This is a genomic window from Mycobacterium interjectum, assembly GCF_900078675.2.
Lineage (GTDB): Bacteria > Actinomycetota > Actinomycetes > Mycobacteriales > Mycobacteriaceae > Mycobacterium > Mycobacterium interjectum.
In genome coordinates this window covers 383,780-400,236 of record NZ_LT546236.1, presented here as the reverse complement: position 1 = coordinate 400,236, position 16,457 = coordinate 383,780, and the positions used below count along the sequence as shown (strand labels likewise).

Genomic DNA, 16,457 nt, shown 5'->3' with positions numbered 1-16,457 from the left:
GGCCAGCAGCGCCGGCGAGAACAGGCCGACGGCCAGGCCCGCCCCGGCGCCCCAGGCGGCGCCCCGGCGGCCGAGCCGATTGCCCGTGTCCACCAGGACGGGATTGCCGTCGGCGTCCTTACCGACCAGCACCGCGCCCCGCAGCGGGACGTCCTTGGCTTTGGTCGCCTCGGTGAGGGTTTCGAAGTCCCGGCGGGCCGAGTCGAGGTCCTGGTAACCGGCGACAATCACCAGCGCTTGATCTTCGCTCATAAGGTCGGAGACTACGTGCGAGCGCGCCGTGCGTGGGGGGAAACGCCGTTGAAGTAGTGAAAGCGCGCGGCGCGCCGCCGGATGCGGTGGACGTCTCCGCGGGTGCGCTTCGGTGCTCCGGTGTGGTTCATCGGCTCGGCGTAGAACATCAGCTTGGCGAGCTCCACCAGCACCAGGTAAACGACGACGAAGCCGCCCAGCACGGCGAAGAACTGCCAGGGCAGCGTCGTGAAGCCGAGCGTGTGGGCCAGCGGCGAGATCGTGAGTATGGCTCCGATGGCAACGACGGTGAGACTGGTGACGGCGAGCTGGACGCTCGGCCGGCTGCGGAAGAACGGCACCATCCGCGTGCGGATGGCGAAGATGATCAGCGTCTGTGTCGCAAGCGATTCCACGAACCAGCCGGTGCGGAATTCGACGGCGCCCGCGTGCAGCACTCCCAGCATCAACCCGAACGTCAAGAAGTCGAACAGGGAGCTGATCGGCCCGAAGATCAGCATGAACCGGCGGATGAAGGCGACGTTCCAGTGTGACGGCGCGTGCAGCTGTTCCTCGTCGACCCGGTCGGTCGGGATCGCGAGTTGCGAGCTGTCATACAGCAGATTGTTCAGCAGGATCTGGCTGGGCAGCATCGGCAGGAACGGCAACAGCGCCGAGGCGGCCGCCGCGCTGAACATGTTGCCGAAGTTGCTCGAGGTGCCCATCAGGACGTACTTGATGGTGTTGGCGAATATCCGCCGGCCCTCGGCGACACCGGTGGCCAGCACGCCGAGGTCCTTTTCCAGCAGCACCACGTCGGCCGCGTCCTTGGCGACGTCGGTGGCGCTGTCGACGGAGATACCCACGTCGGCGGCGTGCAGGGCCAGCGCGTCGTTGACGCCGTCGCCGAGGAAGCCGACGGACCGCCCGTGGCGGCGCAGCGAGACGATCAGCCGCGCCTTCTGCTCGGGCGAGATGCGGGCGAAGATCGTGTTGTTCCGCGCGGCCTCGGCGAACCCGCCGTCGTCGAGGGGCTCGAGCTCGGCACCGGTGACGGTGCCCTTGGAGGCCAAATCCAGGTCGGCGCAGACCTTTTCGGCGACCCGCGGATTGTCGCCGGTGGCGATTTTGAGTTCGATGCCCAGCGCTGCCAGCCGCGACAACGATTGGCGCGCCGCGGCTTTGGGTTCGTCGGCGAAGACCAGGAAGCCGGCCAGGGTGAGGTCGCGTTCGTCGTCGGCGCTGACGGCGGTCAGCTCGCCCGCGGGTCTGACCGCCACGGCCACCACCCGCCGTCCCGCGCCGAACAGGGCCGCGAGTGTCTCGTCCGCCGCCGGCGCCGTCGCGTCGCATCGGGCCAGCACCTGTTCGGGCGCGCCCTTGACCACGAGGACGCGTTTCCCGTCGTCGTCGACCAAGACCGACGTCGCCCGGCGTTCGTGATCGAACGGCAGGATCGCGACCCGGCGCACCGCGTCGCCGACCAATTCCCTTGCCCCCGTGGACTCCCAGAGCGCGCCGTCGAGCGGGTTGGCGCTGACGTCACCGGATTCCGGGTCGACGTCGGTGGCCAGCAGTCCGAGCCGCCGGACCGCGTCGGCGTGCGACCCGGCGGGATCGATCGCGTCGACCAGGCGGATCCGCCCCTCCGTCAGGGTGCCGGTCTTGTCGGTGATCAGGATGTCGATGTCGCCCAGGTCTTCGATGCACACCAGGCGTTTGACGAGCACCTTGGCCTTGGCGAGTTGCCGCGATCCGGTCGCCAGGCTGGTGCTGACCACGGCGGGCAGCAGCTGGGGCGTGATGCCGACCGCGATCGCCAGCGAGAACAGCACCGAATCGATGATCGGCTTGGCCAGCAGCAGGTTGCTGGCCAAAATGATCACCACCAGCGCGATCGCGACCTGCAGCAGCAGGTAGGAGAACTTGCGCAGCCCCACCTGGAAGTCCGTTTCGGGCTGGCGCTGATCCAAACCCGCTGCGATGCGGCCGAATTCGGCATCCTTGCCGGTGGCGTACACCACCCCCGTGCCCTCCCCGGCGCTGACGATGGTGCCCATGAACGCCAGGTCCGCCAACTCCGCCAGCTCGGCGCCGGCCGGAACCGGCCGGGGCGATTTCTCCGAGCCCGTCGACTCCCCGGTCAGGATGCTTTCGTTGCATTCCAGGCCGGTGACCTCGATCAGCCGGACATCGGCGGGCACGGCCTCGCCGAGCGACAGGCGGATCACGTCACCGGGGACCAGGTCGGTGATGCCGACCGTGACGAATTTCGAGTCGCGGCGCGCCAGGGCGTTGTGGTGCACACCCGCGTGCAGGTCGGCGGCGGCCCGCTCGGCGCGGTATTCGTTGACGAAGCCCAACCCTATGCTGGCCGCCAGGATTATGCCGATGATGACGGCCTGCATGCTGTCGCCCAGAAAGTACGAGACGATCGCGGTGCCGGCCAGCAGGATCAGCACCGCGTTGCGCAGTTGACGACCCAGCACCGACAGCGCGTTGACGTGGTGGGTCCGCACGGCATTCGGGCCATACCGCACCAGCCGGGCGGACGCCTCCGCGCTGGAGAGCCCGGCGGCCGAACTGTCCAGCCATCCCAGGACCTCTTCGGCGGGGGCCGCCGCGACCCGCTTGGCGGTCAGCGCCGCCGAATCCAGCATACTGGTCAATGGATTTCGTCCTCAGCCGGCAGCACGCCGCTATCCATGAAGATGACGCGGCGACCGATTTCGACGGCATGGTCGGCGAAGCGCTCGTAGAAGCGGCCCAGCAGCGCCGCCTCCACGCCGGCGGCGATGCTGTGCTGCCATTCCCGATCGATCAGCACGGTGAACAGCTGCCGGTACAGCTCGTTCATCGCCTTGTCCTGCTGGCGAAGTTGGGCGGCCTGCTGCGGGTCGCGCGATACGAGCACCTCTTTTGCGCTGTCGCCCAGGGCGATTGCCACCTTGCCCATCTCCGTAAAACAGCCGCGGACGTCTTCGGGAAGCACCTGCTTCGGGTACTCCCGCCGGGCGATCTCGGCTACGTGTACGGCCAGCACGCCCATTCGTTCGGTGTCGGCGATGATCTGTATCGAGCTGAAGATCGCCCGCAGCTCGCCGGCCACCGGCTGCTGCAACGCCAGCAGCGCGAACGCGTCCTTTTCGGCTTGCGCTCGCATTGCCACGATGCGCTCGTGGTCTAAGACCACCCGCTCGGCGGCCTCGATGTCGGCGTCCAGCAATGCCTGGGTCGCCCGCTTCATGGCCACACCGGCCAGTCCGCACATTTCGCCGAGGCGCATGGCCAAGTCGTCTAGCTCCTTGTGATAGGCGGTTCGCATCCGCTAATCATCGCCGCGACGGTGCCGACGCGACAGGGGCTTAAGTCGTCTTCGTCAGGCCACGGAGCCGCCCAAAGCCCCTGGCGCAACCTGCTGTTCATGCTCGAGACACCTTGTCGCTACCCGTGGCGTTCGAGTCGCGGGCGAATCGCTTTGCACGTACTCTGATCGCGATGGAGCACGAAAATCGGTTGGGGCTCAAGCCCTATCGGTCGGCGTCGGAACACCTCGACGGCGCCTGGTGGCCACGCTCGACCAACCTCGCCGGCGAACTACCGGACCTGGTGGCGTCGCTGTCCGACCGGCTCGGACGGGTCGTGATGGTGGGTTACCGCCGCAATGGCTGGCACGAGACGCCGCCAATGGTCGAGATCGCCGGACAGGCCGTCGAATTGCTGGGCTTCACCAGCGACGAACCGGCCAGTGTCATCCTGTTCGGCGAGGACGGTCGTCACGTCACGCTGCACGTGATCCGGCCGGATACCGGCGAAGAGGTAGCCCGCCAGGCGCTGCAGCGGGCCGGGGTAGCCACCGACCCCGAGGTTCCGGCCGCGCGTGCCGCGGTCGCCCGATCCGTCGCCGAGGTCGCGGACAAGCTGGCCCGCCACGAGGGGCTTGACGACGAGCGGCGGGCCGCGCAGATCAAGGGCTGGTGCGAGCAGGCCGCCCAGCAGTTCGTCGACGCTCCCGTGCAGACCTTCGTCCCGATCCTCGTCGAGCACATCGTTCGCAACCGCATGATCGAGTCCCGTGCGACGGCCGCGGCCGCCGGCTAGGCCATTGCGGTGGTGATCGCCGCGATGTCGGCCGGGCCGGGCACGCCCCAGCCGGGCTGATAGCCGAGCAACTCGTCGGCCCGCACGGTCTTGAGGTCGACGTCGAGCAGCTCGATCGCCTCCAGGGGCACCAGGGCCGGGTGGAGGTGCCCGCAGGCGCGCGCCAGGGACAGCAGCTCGAAGCGCAGGGTGGCGAGGTAGTTCGCGCAGCGCACCGATTTCAGGGCCGGGTCCAGGCCGCGCTGCAGCCACGGCGACTGGGTGGCGACGCCGGAGGGGCACCGGCCGGTGTGGCAGCGCTGCGCCTGGATGCACCCGATGGAGAACATGGCGGTCCGGGCCACGTTGATCAGGTCGCAGCCCGCGGCCAGGGCCAGCAGCGCGTTCTCGGGGATGCCCAGCTTGCCCGAGCCGATGAACACCACGTCGTGGTGCAGGCCCGCCTCGGCGAACGCCCGGTAGACGCGGGGCAGGGCCCACTTGAAGGGCAGGGCCACGTGGTCGGTGAAGACCAGCGGGGCCGCGCCGGTGCCGCCCTCGCCGCCGTCGACGGTCACGAAGTCGACTCCCGTGCCGGTGCGGGCCATCCGGTCGGCCAGCTGCAGCCAGAACGGCTCCTCCCCGACCGCCGACTTGATGCCCACCGGCAGGCCCGTCTCGGCGGCGATGGTCTCCACCAGCTCGAGCAGCCCGTCGACATCGCGGAACGCCGAGTGGCCGGCGGGGCTCTTGCAGTCCACCCCGACCGGAACGCCCCGGATCGCGGCGATCTCGGGGGTGACCTTGGCCCCCGGCAGCATGCCGCCCAGGCCGGGCTTGGCGCCCTGGCTCAGCTTGACCTCGATGGCCCGGATGGCCGGCGTCGCCGCCACCCGGTCGATCAGGCGGGGCAGGCTGAAGCTGCCGTCGGCGTTGCGGCAGCCGAAGTAGCCGGTGCCGATCTGCCAGACGAGGTCGCCGCCGCCGAGGTGATACGGCGACACCCCACCCTCGCCGGTGGTGTGCAGGGCACCCGCCATCCCCGCGCCCTTGTTGAGCGCCGTGACGGCCGCGCCGGACAGCGAGCCGAAGCTCATCGCCGAGACGTTGACCAGCGACGCGGGCCGGAAGGCCTTGGCGCGACCGCGCGCACCGCCGAGCACCTTGGCCGCCGGCAACGGCACACTCGGGTCGGGATGCTCGGGTTCGCCGGCGGGGGTGGGCACCGGGAACGCCGCGTGCTTGATGACCGGGTAATTGTGGACCCGTTCCAGGTCGTTGTCGGTGCCGAACCCGAAGTAGCGGTTGGACAGCTTCGAGGACGTGTACACCCAGCGCCGCTGGTCACGGCTGAAGGGCCGCTCCGCGTCGTTGTCGGTGACGATGTACTGGCGCAGCTCCGGGCCGACCGCTTCGAGCAGGAACCGCAGGTGCCCGATGACCGGGTAGTTGCGCAGGATGGTGTGGCGGCGCTGCAGCAGGTCCCACCCCGTCAGGCCGGCCAGGCCGCCGCCGACGACATAGGCCAACCGACGCCGCTTCACGCCGGATCGATATCGGCGCCGTAGGCGCTGTAGACGCCGAGCAGGTCGCGGGCCGAGACGATGCCGGCCAGTACCCCGTCCTGCTCCACCAGGACGTGGCGGATGTAGTGATCCATCATCCGGGCCGACACCTGATCGACCGTGGCGGCGGCGTCACACCACACCAGCTTGGTGCTGGCCACGTCGGCGGCCGGAACCCGGGCCGGGTTGTGCCCGCGGGCCACCACCCGAACGACGTCGCGCTCGCTCACCAGCGCCGCGGGCCGGGTGTCGTCGCCGACCACGACCGCCCCGGCGTCGACGGCCACCAGGGCCTTGGCGACGTCGNGGTGCGGAGCGGGGTGGTCAACGCCGGCGGTGCGCTCGACATGCGCGCCACCGCCACGGCCGACGACAGCACGTACGCGAAGATCGTGCGGCTGGCCGCGCAGGCCGGGGCCGAGAACGCGCCGGTGGTGCGGCTGGCCGACCGGTATGCGGCGTGGTTCTTGCCGTTGGCCCTGTTGGTCGCAGCCGGGGCGTGGCTGGCCAGCGGGTCGGCGGTGCGGGCCGTCGCCGTGCTGGTGGTGGCGACCCCGTGCCCGCTGCTGCTTGCCGCCCCGGTGGCGATCGTGTCCGGGCTGTCGCGGGCGTCGCGGCGGGGCGTGCTGGTCCGCAGCGGTGCCGCGCTCGAGAACCTTGGGCACGCAACGACTTTGGTGATGGACAAGACGGGCACGCTGACCATGGGACGCCCGGTCGTCGTCGACGTCGCGGCCGCGCCGGGTCGCGATGCCATCGACGTGCTGCGGCTGGCGGCTTCGGTGGATCAGCTGTCCCCGCATGTGCTCGCCGAGGCGATCGTCACCGAAGCGCTCGCCCGCGGCCTGCGGCTGTCGCTACCCACCGACGTGGTCGAGGAACCGGGGCGGGGCGTCACCGCCACCGTCGGCGACCAGCGCATCTACGTCGGCAAGCTCGGCGGCGACACGTCCACGGAGTGGGCCCGTGCGGCGGTGAACCGCGCCCTGCTGGACACCGCCGCGATCGCCTGGATCTGTGTCGACGGGCGGCCGGCCGGCGCGGTGCTGCTGCGCGACCCGCTGCGCCGCCACGCACCGCGCACCGTGCGCCGGCTGCGCGGCGCCGGGCTGCAGCGATTGGTGATGCTCACCGGCGACCGCGCCGGGCCCGCCCGCGAGGTCGCGGCCGTCTTGGGGCTCGACGACGTCTACGCCGAGCAGAGCCCGGCCGACAAGGTCGCCGCCGTGCGCGCCGAACAGGCCCGCGCGATGACCGTGATGGTCGGCGACGGGGTGAACGACGCCCCCGCGCTGGCCGCGGCCGGCGTCGGCGTCGCGATGGGCGCGCGCGGTGCCACCGCCTCCTCGGAAGCCGCCGACGTCGTGTTGACCACCGACCGGCTGGAGCGACTGGCGGACGCGATGGACATCGCCCGGTGGTCGCGGCGCATCGCCGTGCAGAGCGCCGTCGTCGGCATGGGCCTGTCGCTGGCCGCGATGGTCGTCGCCGCGCTCGGGTGGCTGCCGCCGGCCGCCGGCGCGCTGCTGCAGGAGGGCATCGACGTGGCCGTGATCGGTAACGCGCTGCGGGCCCTGCGCGGGGACCCGTCCCTGGATGTCGACCTGCCCGCGCAAACCGAACGGATGCTGCACCGCTTCGACGCCGAACACGACGAGCTGCGCGACACCGTCGGCCTGCTGCGGGAGGCGGCCGACCGACTGGCCGACGCGCCGGATCAGTCCGCGCTGCAGGCGATTACGCGCGCCCACGGCCTGCTCGTGGACCGCATCCTTCCCCACGAACGCGCCGAGGAAACCCAGCTCTACCCGGCCCTGGCCCATCCGCTGGGCACCGGCGAGGCCACCGCCACCATGAGCCGGACCCACGCCGAGATACAACGGCTGTCGGACCGGATCGGCGCGCACCTGGCCCTGGCCCAAAGCGGCGGCTGTATCGCCGCGGACCAAGTCGACGACCTGCTCGCCTGCCTGTACGGGCTGTACGCGTTGCTGCGCCTGCATTTTCTGCAGGAGGAGGAAAACTACTTCACCCTGGCCCCAGACGAACCAGACGAGCCAACCGAACCCGGGGGGTCATCCCGCTGAGGGCGGCCGGGTCATGAAGGTGCCCTTGATTTCCAGCCCGATTTCGATGTCGTCGTACTTGCCACCCTCGCGCTTGCCCTTTTGGCGGGGCGCAACCGGCGGCATCATGGGCGGCGGCATGAAGGGGAACCCGGATTCCCCGGCCGAGAGCGGGGAGACCGCCGCGGCGAGCTGCACCGGCGTCTTCGCGGCGGCCAACATACCGACGGCGGCGGGCGGAAAGGTCAGCCTGCCCATCGAAACGCCCACGCCGACCGCCGCGGTCGGTGCCGCCGCAGATCCGGCGGCCCTGACCGCGCCGGCCAGATCCGCCCCGGCCGCCGACAGGGCCGACTCGCCCTCCGCCAGGCCCTGGCCCACTTCGCCGCCCACGCTCTGCAGCGCCTGCGCCGAATTCAGCTGCGCCAGATAGCTCAGCAGGTTGATGGGAATCCCACCCGCGATGAACTGGTTTCCCCACGCATTGGCCAGCCCGAACCAACCGGCCTCTGGGTTGAAGCCGAAGGGGGTGCCGACGATCGACTCCAGGATTTGGCCGATCGATTGCGCCGGGGCGGCGGCGGGCGCGGCGGTGGCCCCCGCAGCCGCGGCCGACAGGCTGACGATCGCCGGGGGCGACAAGAACTGGGGCAGCCGGGTGGCTTGGGCCGAGGTCGCCGCGTAGCGATACATTGCCGCCGCGTTGTTCACCCACATGCCTTCGTACTGGGCGTCGGTCTCGGCGATCGCCACCGCGTTGGTGCCGAGCCAGTTGGTGGCTATCAGCTGGGCCAGCCGGGTCCGGTTGGTGGTGACCTGGACCGGGAAGACCACCGTCCGGCAAGCCAATTCGAACGCCACCGCCACGGCCTGCATCGAGGAGCCGACCTTTTCGCACTGTTGCGCGGTGGTGCGCAACCACACAAGGTAGGGCTCGACGGCCTGCGTCATGGCCGCAGAGGAGGAGCCCCGCCAGGTTTCGGTCATCGACGACAGCACCGAAGAGTAGCTGGGCAGGGATTCCTCCAGCTCGATTCCCAGGCGCTCCCAGGCGGCGGCCGCCTCGATCAGTGAACCGGCACCGGGTCCGGCGTGGATCAGCGCCGAGCTGATCTCTGGGGGCAACGTCCCGAAATCCATGACGTCTCAACCCGGCAACTCTGTGGCAACTCTCGACTGCCTTGTGCGGCAGGACATTCGACCGTCCCTCATCCCGCCGACGGCGGTGGGCGCATCACTTTGCCCTTGACCTCCGCGCCAACCTGCAGCTCCTCGGGCGTCGGTTGCTTCCGCTTACGCCAGCCGCTGCCCGCCGAGATGGGCGGCGGCATCAGCGGCGGCAGCATGGGGAACCCGGCGTCCGCGCCGTCCAAAGGCGATGCCGCCGAGGCGAGTTGGACCGGCGTTTGCGAGGCGGGCAGCAGCCCCACCACGGCCGGCGGCGCGCTCAGCTTGCCGATCGACACCCCGACGCCCAGTGCCCCGGTGGGCGCGGCCGATCCGGCCGCCCTGATCGCGCTGGCCAGGTTGGCCCCCGCCGCACCCAGCGCCGACTCGCCCTCCGAGAGGCCCTGGCCGATGTCGCCGCCCACGCTTTGCAGCGCCTGGGCCGAGGTGCTCTGCGCGACGTAGCTGAGCATGTTGATGGGAAATCCGGACGAGATGAACTGGTTCCCCCATTGATTGGCCAGTCCGAACCAGCCGGCTTGGGGGTCGAAGCCGCCGGGGTTGGTGAGGATCGACGTCAAAAAGTCCCCGATCGCCGACTGCGCCGGGGTGGCCGCGGCGGCGGACGTGGCGGTGGCTTGGGCGGCCGTCCCCGCCGGATCGGTGATCGATGGCGGCGACAGGAACTGCTGCAGGTCGAGCGCCTGCGTCGTCGCCGCCTGGTAGCGGCTCAGCGCCGCCGAGTTGGTCGCCCACATGGCCTGGTACTGGTCTTCGGTCGCGGCGATGGCCGGAAGGTTGCGGCCGAACCCATTGGTGGCAATCAATTGCGCCAGCCGCGTCCGGTTGGCGCTGACCGCCGCGGGCTGCACCACGGTCGCTTGCGCGGAGTTGAACGCCGCCGCGGCGGCCTGGGTCGATTCGGCCAGCTGTTGGGATTGCTGCGCGGTGTTGCGCAGCCAGGTGACGTAGGGCTGGACGGCCTCGACCATCGCCGCCGACGACGGCCCCTTCCACGACTCACTCAGCGTCGACAACGCCGACATGTAGGTGCTGGCCGAGTTCTCCAATTCATTGGTCAGGCGCTGCCACGCGGCGGACGCTTCGATCAGCGAGCCCGCTCCGGGTCCGGAGTGGATGAGCGCCGAGGTCACCTCGGGGGGCAGCGCTAGCAGATCCATGACATCTCACATTCCGTATGCGGGCAACCACCCGGCAAAGTCGCGTTGACCGCGCCGCGACCGGCGTTGAAACACTGCGCGTCGACACCTCACGCCGGACCCCCAGATCTGTGTTCGTTCGAGTATCGGATCAGACGAACGATATACCGACGAGGTTAGCCAGCGAAGTAAATCAGCAGCTAGGCGGCCCCGCGCCCCGCACGGGGTCGCTGAGGCGCCGCGGTCCAATTCGATGATTCGATCGCTCCTGCCGTGGCGCCGCATCTCCGCGACGAAGTCCGTCAGCGGCGCCGTACTCGTCGACGTGGACCGGGATCATTTTGGGCAGCGCGAGCTTTGCCACCAGCTCCGCGCCCCGGCGGCCGTCCATGGTGACCGTCAGCCCGAACGGAAGCCGCCCGCCGGCCGGCAGCCGCGTCCCGCCCAGGTGCAGCACGCCGAGGTCGATCGAGCCGAAACGCACCGGATCTCGTCGAGCTCCTCCACCAGCAGGGTGTCGCCGGAAACGTAGAGCCGACGCACCGAGCGGTCGGCGGCGACGAATTCCAGCAGGGTGCCCATCACCGGCGGCAGCAGCCGATGGTTCCACAGCCGCGCGTGCCGCCCCGGCAGCGACGTGAGGTGAACCGCGTTGCCGCCCTTGGTGATTGTGTGCCGCTGCCATCTCGACAGCCCGAGTGCGTGGCCGAAGCCACGGTGGTGCAGCCGCTCGGCGGTGTGCGGCGTGGTGACGATCGGCAGCCCGCGATCGAGCCCCTGCTGCGACACCCTGTCCCAGTGATCGCCGTGCAGGTGCGACAGCACCACGGCGAAGCGCGTCATACGGATCCGGTTAGGGGCCGGGCCGCCGGCTGACGAACTCGCGCCGCACACCGGTGACGGGATCGTCGAACTCGATGCGCTGCGCCAGCAACCGCAGTGGCGTGCTGAAGTCGTCGGCGGCCACGTCGATCACGTTGGGATACAACGGATCACCCTCGATCGGCAGCCCCAGCGAGGCCATCTGCACCCGCAGCTGATGGGTGCGCCCGGTGCGCGGCGTCAGCCGGTACAGGCCGTCGGAAACCAGCTCCACCAACGTCTCCGCGTTCGGCACGCCGGGCTCGCAGAACGCCTGCAGCCGGCCCCGGCGCTTGACGATCCGGCTGCGCACCACCCGCGGAAAGACCAGATCGGGGTGAACGGCCGCGCGCGCCAGGTAGGTCTTGTGAACCACCCCCCGGGAAAACAGCGTCTGGTAGGCGCCGCGCACCTCGCGCCGGGTGGTGAGCAGCAGCACCCCGGCCGTCAGCCGGTCGAGCCGGTGCGCGGGGCTCAGCTCGGGCAACCCCAGTTCGCGGCGCAGCCGCACCAGCACGGTCTGCGCGACGTGCCGGCCGCGCGGCATGGTCGCCAGGAAATGCGGCTTGTCGACGACGACGAGGTCGTCGTCGCGATGCAGCACGGGAACCTCGAAGGGCACCGGGACCTCGTCGGGCAGCTCGCGGTAGAGGTAGACGAACGACCCGGCGCGCAGCACCGTCGCGTCGTCGACCACCGCGCCGTCGGCGTCGACGACCTGTCCGGCCAGCACCTTCGAGCGGGCCGCCGCACCGAACCGGGCGGTCAGCTCGGCCAGCACCGGGCCACCCTGCAGCCGTACCCGCGCCGGGCCGAGCCCGTCGCGCACGGGCAGCGGAGCGGGCCTCAACTGAGCGGCACCGGCTCGAGGAGTTCGGCGCGGGCCTCGGGCGCGCTGGCCCGCAGTTCGTCGGCCGACACGTCGTCGGGCTGGGCCTGCGACAGCACCTCGGCCTCCACCCGCGCGGTGTAGTTGGCCACCTCGCGGTCGACGTCCTCGGCGGTCCAGCCCAGCACCGGCGCCACCACCTCGGCGACCTCGCGGGCGCAGTCGACGCCGCGGTGCGGGTACTCGATGGAAATGCGCGTCCGGCGGGCCAGGACGTCCTCGAGATGCAGCGCCGCCTCGGCGGTGACGGCGTAGAGGGCCTCCACCCGCAGGTAGCCCGGCGCCTCCTTGATCGGGCTGAGCAGGTCGGGCGTTTCGGCCGCCAGCTCCAGGACCTCGCCGATCAGCGAACCGTAGCGGTCCAGCAGGTGGCGCACGCGGTACGGGTGCAGACCCTTCAGCGTCCCGACGTGTTCGACCTGGTTGACCAGCGCGAAGTACCCGTCGGCGCCCAGCAGGCTCACCTTCTCGGTGATCGACGGCGCCACCCGGGCCGGGACGAACTGGGCCGCGGCGTCGATCGCGTCGGCGGCCATCACCCGGTAGGTGGTGTACTTCCCGCCGGCGATCGCGACCAGCCCGGGCGCCGGCACCGCCACGGCGTGCTCGCGGGACAGCTTGGAGGTTTCCTCGCTCTCCCCCGCCAGCAGCGGGCGCAGCCCGGCGTACACCCCGTCGATGTCGGCGTGCGTCAGCGGGGTGGCCAGCACGGTGTTGACGGTCCCCAGGATGTAGTCGATGTCGGCCTTGGTGGCCGCCGGGTGGGCCAGGTCGAGTTTCCAGTCGGTGTCGGTGGTGCCGATGATCCAGTGGCTGCCCCACGGTATGACGAACATCACCGACTTCTCGGTGCGCAGGATGATCGCGACGTCGCTGACGATGCGGTCCCGCGGCACCACCACGTGCACGCCCTTGGACGCGCGGACCTGAAACCGCCCGCGCTGCCTGGACAGCGCCTGGATCTCGTCGGTCCACACCCCGGTGGCGTTGACCACGACGTGGCCGCGAACCTCGGTGATCGCGCCGTCCTCGGAGTCGCGGACCCGCACCCCGGTCACCCGATCGCCCTCGCGCAGCAGCGCGACCACCTGGGTGGAGGACCGCACCACCGCGCCGTAGTGCGCCGCGGTGCGCGCGACCGTCATCGTGTGGCGCGCGTCGTCGACGACGGTGTCGTAGTAGCGAATCCCGCCGATCAGCGACGTGCGCTTGAGGCCCGGGCTCAGGCGCAGGGCGCCCGCCCGGGTCAAATGCTTTTGCGCGGGAACAGATTTCGCGCCGCCGAGGCGGTCGTAGAGGAAGATGCCGGCGGCGGTGTAGGGACGTTCCCAGACCCGATGCGTCAGCGGGAACAAAAAGGGCATCGGCTTGACCAGGTGCGGCGCCAGCTTGGTCAGCGACAGCTCGCGCTCGTGCAGCGCCTCGCGGACCAGGCCGAACTCCAGCTGCTCGAGGTAGCGCAGCCCGCCGTGGAACATCTTCGACGAGCGGCTCGACGTGCCGGACGCGAAATCGCGGGCCTCGACCAGCGCCACCTTGAGCCCACGCGTGGCGGCGTCCAGCGCGCACCCGGAGCCCACCACGCCGCCGCCGATGACCACCACGTCGAACTGCTCGGCGCCGAGGCGCTCCCAGGCCAGCGTGCGTTGCTGCGGTCCCAGCGCATCGATCGGGTCGCTCACTGCGGGGGCTCCTGTCCGGTTACTCGTCGGTAGCGCTACCCAGGCTAGGCCCTAATCGAGATCGTCGTGGGCCATCAGCCGGCGCGCGGCCTCGGTGATCGAACCGGACAGCGACGGGTAAACGGCCAGCGTCTGCGCCAGTTCGTTGACGGTGATGCGGTTTTGCACGGCCACCGCGATCGGCAGGATCAGCTCGGAGGCGATCGGCGCCACCACCACGCCGCCGATCACCACGCCGGTGGAGCGGCGGCAGAACATCTTGACGAACCCTTGCCGCAGGCCCGACATCTTCGCGCGCGCGTTGGTGCGCAGCGGCAGCATGATCGTCCGCGCCGGCACCGAACCGTCGTCGATCATCGACTGCGGCACCCCGACCGCGGCGATCTCCGGCCTGGTGAACACCGTCGCCGCCACCGTGCGCAGCCGGATCGGGCTGACGCCCTCGCCCAGCGCGTGATACATCGCGATCCGGCCCTGCATGGCCGCGACGGACGCCAACAGCAGCAGTCCCGTGCAGTCCCCCGCGGCATAGATGCCGGGCACCGAGGTGCGCGAAACCCGGTCGACGGCCAGGTAGTCGCCGCGCCCCAGCTCGATGCCGACCCGTTCCAGCCCAAGTCCGCCGGTGTTGGGGACCGAGCCGATGGTCATCAGGGCGTGGCTGCCCTCGACGGTGCGCCCGTCGGTCATGGTGACCAGCACCCCGGCGTCGGTGCGGGTGACCGACTCGGCGCGGGCGTTCTTGACCAGCTTGACGCCCCGTTCGGAGAAGGACTCCTCCAGGACGAGCGCGGCGTCGGCGTCCTCGTACGGCAGCACCCGGTCGCGGCTGGCCGCCACGGTCACCGGGACGCCCAGCTCGGTGTAGGCGCTGACGAACTCGGCGCCGGTCACCCCGGAGCCCACCACGATCAGGTGCTCGGGCAGCGCCTCCAGGTCGTAGAGCTGCCGCCAGGTCAGGATGCGTTCGCCGTCGGGCCGCGCCGACGGCAGGATCCGCGGGCTGGCGCCGGTGGCGATGAGCACGACGTCGGCCTCGTGCTCACTGGTGACGGGGCCGTCGGGCCCCGGATTGGAATGGGTGGCCTTGACGCGGTGCTTGGCCAGCCCGGGCGTCGGGTCGATCAGCTCGCCGCGGCCCGCGACCACCTGCACGCCCACGGCGAGCAGCTGGGCGGTGATGTCGGCCGACTGCTCGGCGGCCAGCGTCCGCACCCGGGCGTGGATCTGCGGCAAGGAGATCTTGGCGTCCTCGATGTGGATGTCGAAGCCCAGCCGCGGGGCGCGGCGCAGTTCGGTGCGCAGCCCGGTGGAGGCGATGAACGTCTTGGACGGCACGCAGTCGTCCAGCACGGCCGCTCCGCCGACCCCATCGGAGTCGATCACGGTGACGTGGGTTGTGTCGGGGTGTGAGGTGGCGGCGACCAGAGCGGCTTCGTAACCGGCCGGCCCCCCACCGAGGATCACGATGCGGGTCACCACACGCCCTAACCTAACGCCCGCCGACGATGCACGCCGCGCTGCGGCGTGAGGTGGGGGCGCCCACAGCCCCGCAGGGGCGAGGGGGAGAGGCGGGCCATCCGGCGCAGCGCGGCGGGAAGCCCGCTGAACGCTCGGGTGAATACCGCGCGAGCGTGCGACGTTTAAGCTTTCTCCGTGCCGCTCTACGCCGCCTACGGATCGAACATGGATCCCGAGCAGATGCTCAAGCGCGCACCGCACTCGCCGATGGCCGGAACCGGCTGGCTGCACGGGTGGCGGTTGACGTTCGGCGGCGAGGACATCGGCTGGGAAGGCGCCCTGGCGACGATCGTCGAGGACCCCGGTTCCAAGGTGTTCGTCGTGCTCTACGACATGACGCCGGCCGACGAGGTCAACCTCGACCACTGGGAGGGATCCGAGTTCGGGGTGCACAAGAAGATCCGGTGCCGGGTGGAGCGGATTTCATCGGACACCACCACCGATCCCGCGCTGGCGTGGCTGTACGTGCTCGACGCCTGGGAGGGCGGGCTGCCGTCGGCGCGGTACCTCGGCGTGATGGCCGACGCCGCCGAGATCGCCGGTGCGCCACAGGATTACGTGCACGACCTGCGCACCCGCCCGGCGCACAACATCGGCCCGGGGACCGGCGCCTAGGGAGGTGCGGCATGTCGTTCGTTATCGCGGCGCCGGAAATGGTCGAGTCCGCGGCGGCGGAGCTGGCTGGCATCGGTTCGACGCTCGCAGCGGCCGACGCGGTGGCCGCCGCTCCCACGACGGGGGTGCTGGCCGCGGCCGCCGACGAGGTCTCGAAGGGCATCGCGGCGTTGCTGGGCGCCCACGGCGCCGAATACCAGGCGCTCAGCGCCCAGGTGGCGGCGTTGCACGGCGAATTCGTGCGTGCCGTGGCCGCGGGCGGGGCCTCGTATGCCCTCGCCGAGGCCGCCAACGCCTCGCCGCTGCAGACCCTGGGGCAGGACCTGCTGGGCGCGGTGAACTCGCCCACCCAGGCGCTGCTGGGGCGCCCGCTGATCGGCAACGGTGCCAACGGCTCGACCGTCGCCGGGGTGGGCCAGCCGGGCGGCCCGGGCGGCCTGCTCTACGGCGACGGCGGCAACGGTGGGCCAAGCACGCTCGCCGGAGTCCCCGGCGGCGCGGGAGGGGCCGGCGGCCTGTTCGGCAACGGCGGTGCCGGCGGGGCCGGCGGAATCGGCGCGACGGGCGGCGCCGGCGGGGCCGGCGGGCCGCTGTTCGGCAGCTGTCTCTTTTACCCATCC

The 16,457-nt window shown here is 70.9% G+C and carries 11 protein-coding genes and 4 pseudogenes; 4 read left to right on the top strand and 11 right to left on the bottom strand.

From position 1 onward, the window contains the following. The 3 genes and pseudogenes from BN4348_RS59850 to phoU form a co-directional block, all read right to left on the bottom strand. Positions 1 to 252: pseudogene (locus tag BN4348_RS59850) on the bottom strand (sulfatase); the annotation flags it as partial. An 11-nt stretch (positions 253 to 263) separates the two neighbouring features. Beyond that, a complete protein-coding gene (gene mgtA / locus BN4348_RS31735; protein WP_066908048.1) occupies positions 264 to 2,891 on the bottom strand; it encodes a magnesium-translocating P-type ATPase in 2,628 nt (875 codons plus the stop codon). Positions 2,892 to 2,896: 5 nt separating this feature from the next. Beyond that, positions 2,897 to 3,556, bottom strand: a complete 660-nt coding sequence (gene phoU, locus BN4348_RS31730) for a phosphate signaling complex protein PhoU (RefSeq protein WP_066908045.1) — start codon at positions 3,554 to 3,556, stop codon at positions 2,897 to 2,899. A 173-nt stretch (positions 3,557 to 3,729) separates the two neighbouring features. Between phoU and BN4348_RS31725 the strand changes: the two genes are divergently transcribed. After that, complete coding sequence (locus BN4348_RS31725) at positions 3,730 to 4,332, top strand: DUF5994 family protein (protein WP_066908042.1); 603 nt, start codon at positions 3,730 to 3,732, stop codon at positions 4,330 to 4,332. Here BN4348_RS31725 and BN4348_RS31720 read toward each other — a convergent pair. Together BN4348_RS31720 and BN4348_RS31715 are read right to left on the bottom strand one after the other, a co-directional pair. Further along, entirely contained in the window at positions 4,329 to 5,855 is a 1,527-nt protein-coding gene (locus BN4348_RS31720) for an FMN-binding glutamate synthase family protein (protein ID WP_066908039.1), read from the bottom strand. The two genes, BN4348_RS31725 and BN4348_RS31720, sit on opposite strands and share 4 nt — an antisense overlap. Then, a pseudogene (locus BN4348_RS31715) lies at positions 5,852 to 6,181 on the bottom strand (CBS domain-containing protein); the annotation flags it as partial. The pseudogene BN4348_RS31715 and the gene BN4348_RS31720, both read right to left, overlap by 4 nt. 3 nt (positions 6,182 to 6,184) lie before the next feature. Between BN4348_RS31715 and BN4348_RS31710 the strand changes: the two are divergent. Beyond that, a pseudogene (locus BN4348_RS31710) lies at positions 6,185 to 7,963 on the top strand (heavy metal translocating P-type ATPase); the annotation flags it as partial. Here the strand turns inward: BN4348_RS31710 and BN4348_RS31705 are convergent. The 6 genes and pseudogenes from BN4348_RS31705 to BN4348_RS31680 form a co-directional block, all read right to left on the bottom strand. Continuing rightward, positions 7,952 to 9,082 (bottom strand): PPE family protein, encoded by a 1,131-nt coding sequence (locus tag BN4348_RS31705; protein WP_066908036.1) that lies wholly within the window; start codon positions 9,080 to 9,082, stop codon positions 7,952 to 7,954. The pseudogene BN4348_RS31710 and the gene BN4348_RS31705 sit on opposite strands and share 12 nt — an antisense overlap. A gap of 68 nt (positions 9,083 to 9,150) precedes the next feature. Beyond that, entirely contained in the window at positions 9,151 to 10,290 is a 1,140-nt protein-coding gene (locus tag BN4348_RS31700; RefSeq protein WP_066908033.1) for a PPE family protein, read from the bottom strand. A gap of 204 nt (positions 10,291 to 10,494) precedes the next feature. After that, positions 10,495 to 11,100, bottom strand: a pseudogene (locus BN4348_RS60995) (MBL fold metallo-hydrolase); the annotation flags it as partial. Between the two features lie 22 nt (positions 11,101 to 11,122). Next, complete coding sequence (locus tag BN4348_RS31690) at positions 11,123 to 11,980, bottom strand: pseudouridine synthase (RefSeq protein ID WP_066908024.1); 858 nt, start codon at positions 11,978 to 11,980, stop codon at positions 11,123 to 11,125. Then, a complete protein-coding gene (locus BN4348_RS31685) occupies positions 11,977 to 13,701 on the bottom strand; it encodes a glycerol-3-phosphate dehydrogenase/oxidase (RefSeq protein WP_066908020.1) in 1,725 nt (574 codons plus the stop codon). The genes BN4348_RS31690 and BN4348_RS31685 overlap by 4 nt, the downstream gene beginning before the upstream one ends. A gap of 51 nt (positions 13,702 to 13,752) precedes the next feature. Then, entirely contained in the window at positions 13,753 to 15,183 is a 1,431-nt protein-coding gene (locus BN4348_RS31680) for an NAD(P)H-quinone dehydrogenase (protein WP_066908017.1), read from the bottom strand. Between the two features lie 174 nt (positions 15,184 to 15,357). Here BN4348_RS31680 and BN4348_RS31675 point away from each other — a divergent pair, with 174 nt between their 5' ends. Together BN4348_RS31675 and BN4348_RS31670 are read left to right on the top strand one after the other, a co-directional pair. Then, positions 15,358 to 15,837 carry a gamma-glutamylcyclotransferase gene (locus BN4348_RS31675; protein WP_066908014.1) on the top strand — a complete coding sequence of 160 codons (480 nt, stop codon included), beginning with the start codon at positions 15,358 to 15,360 and terminating at the stop codon, positions 15,835 to 15,837. 11 nt (positions 15,838 to 15,848) lie between these two features. Next, positions 15,849 to 16,457 (top strand): PE family protein (locus BN4348_RS31670; RefSeq protein ID WP_142308631.1); only part of this gene is annotated, 609 nt, incomplete at its 3' end.

Excerpts from the sequence above, each read along its gene's own strand:
- phoU (WP_066908045.1), bottom strand. The coding sequence starts at position 3,556 with ATGCGAACCGCCTATCACAAGGAGCTAGACGACTTGGCCATGCGCCTC.
- BN4348_RS31725 (WP_066908042.1), top strand. The coding sequence starts at position 3,730 with ATGGAGCACGAAAATCGGTTGGGGCTCAAGCCCTATCGGTCGGCGTCG.
- BN4348_RS31705 (WP_066908036.1), bottom strand. The coding sequence starts at position 9,082 with ATGGATTTCGGGACGTTGCCCCCAGAGATCAGCTCGGCGCTGATCCAC.
- mgtA (WP_066908048.1), bottom strand. The coding sequence starts at position 2,891 with ATGCTGGATTCGGCGGCGCTGACCGCCAAGCGGGTCGCGGCGGCCCCC.
- BN4348_RS31700 (WP_066908033.1), bottom strand. The coding sequence starts at position 10,290 with ATGGATCTGCTAGCGCTGCCCCCCGAGGTGACCTCGGCGCTCATCCAC.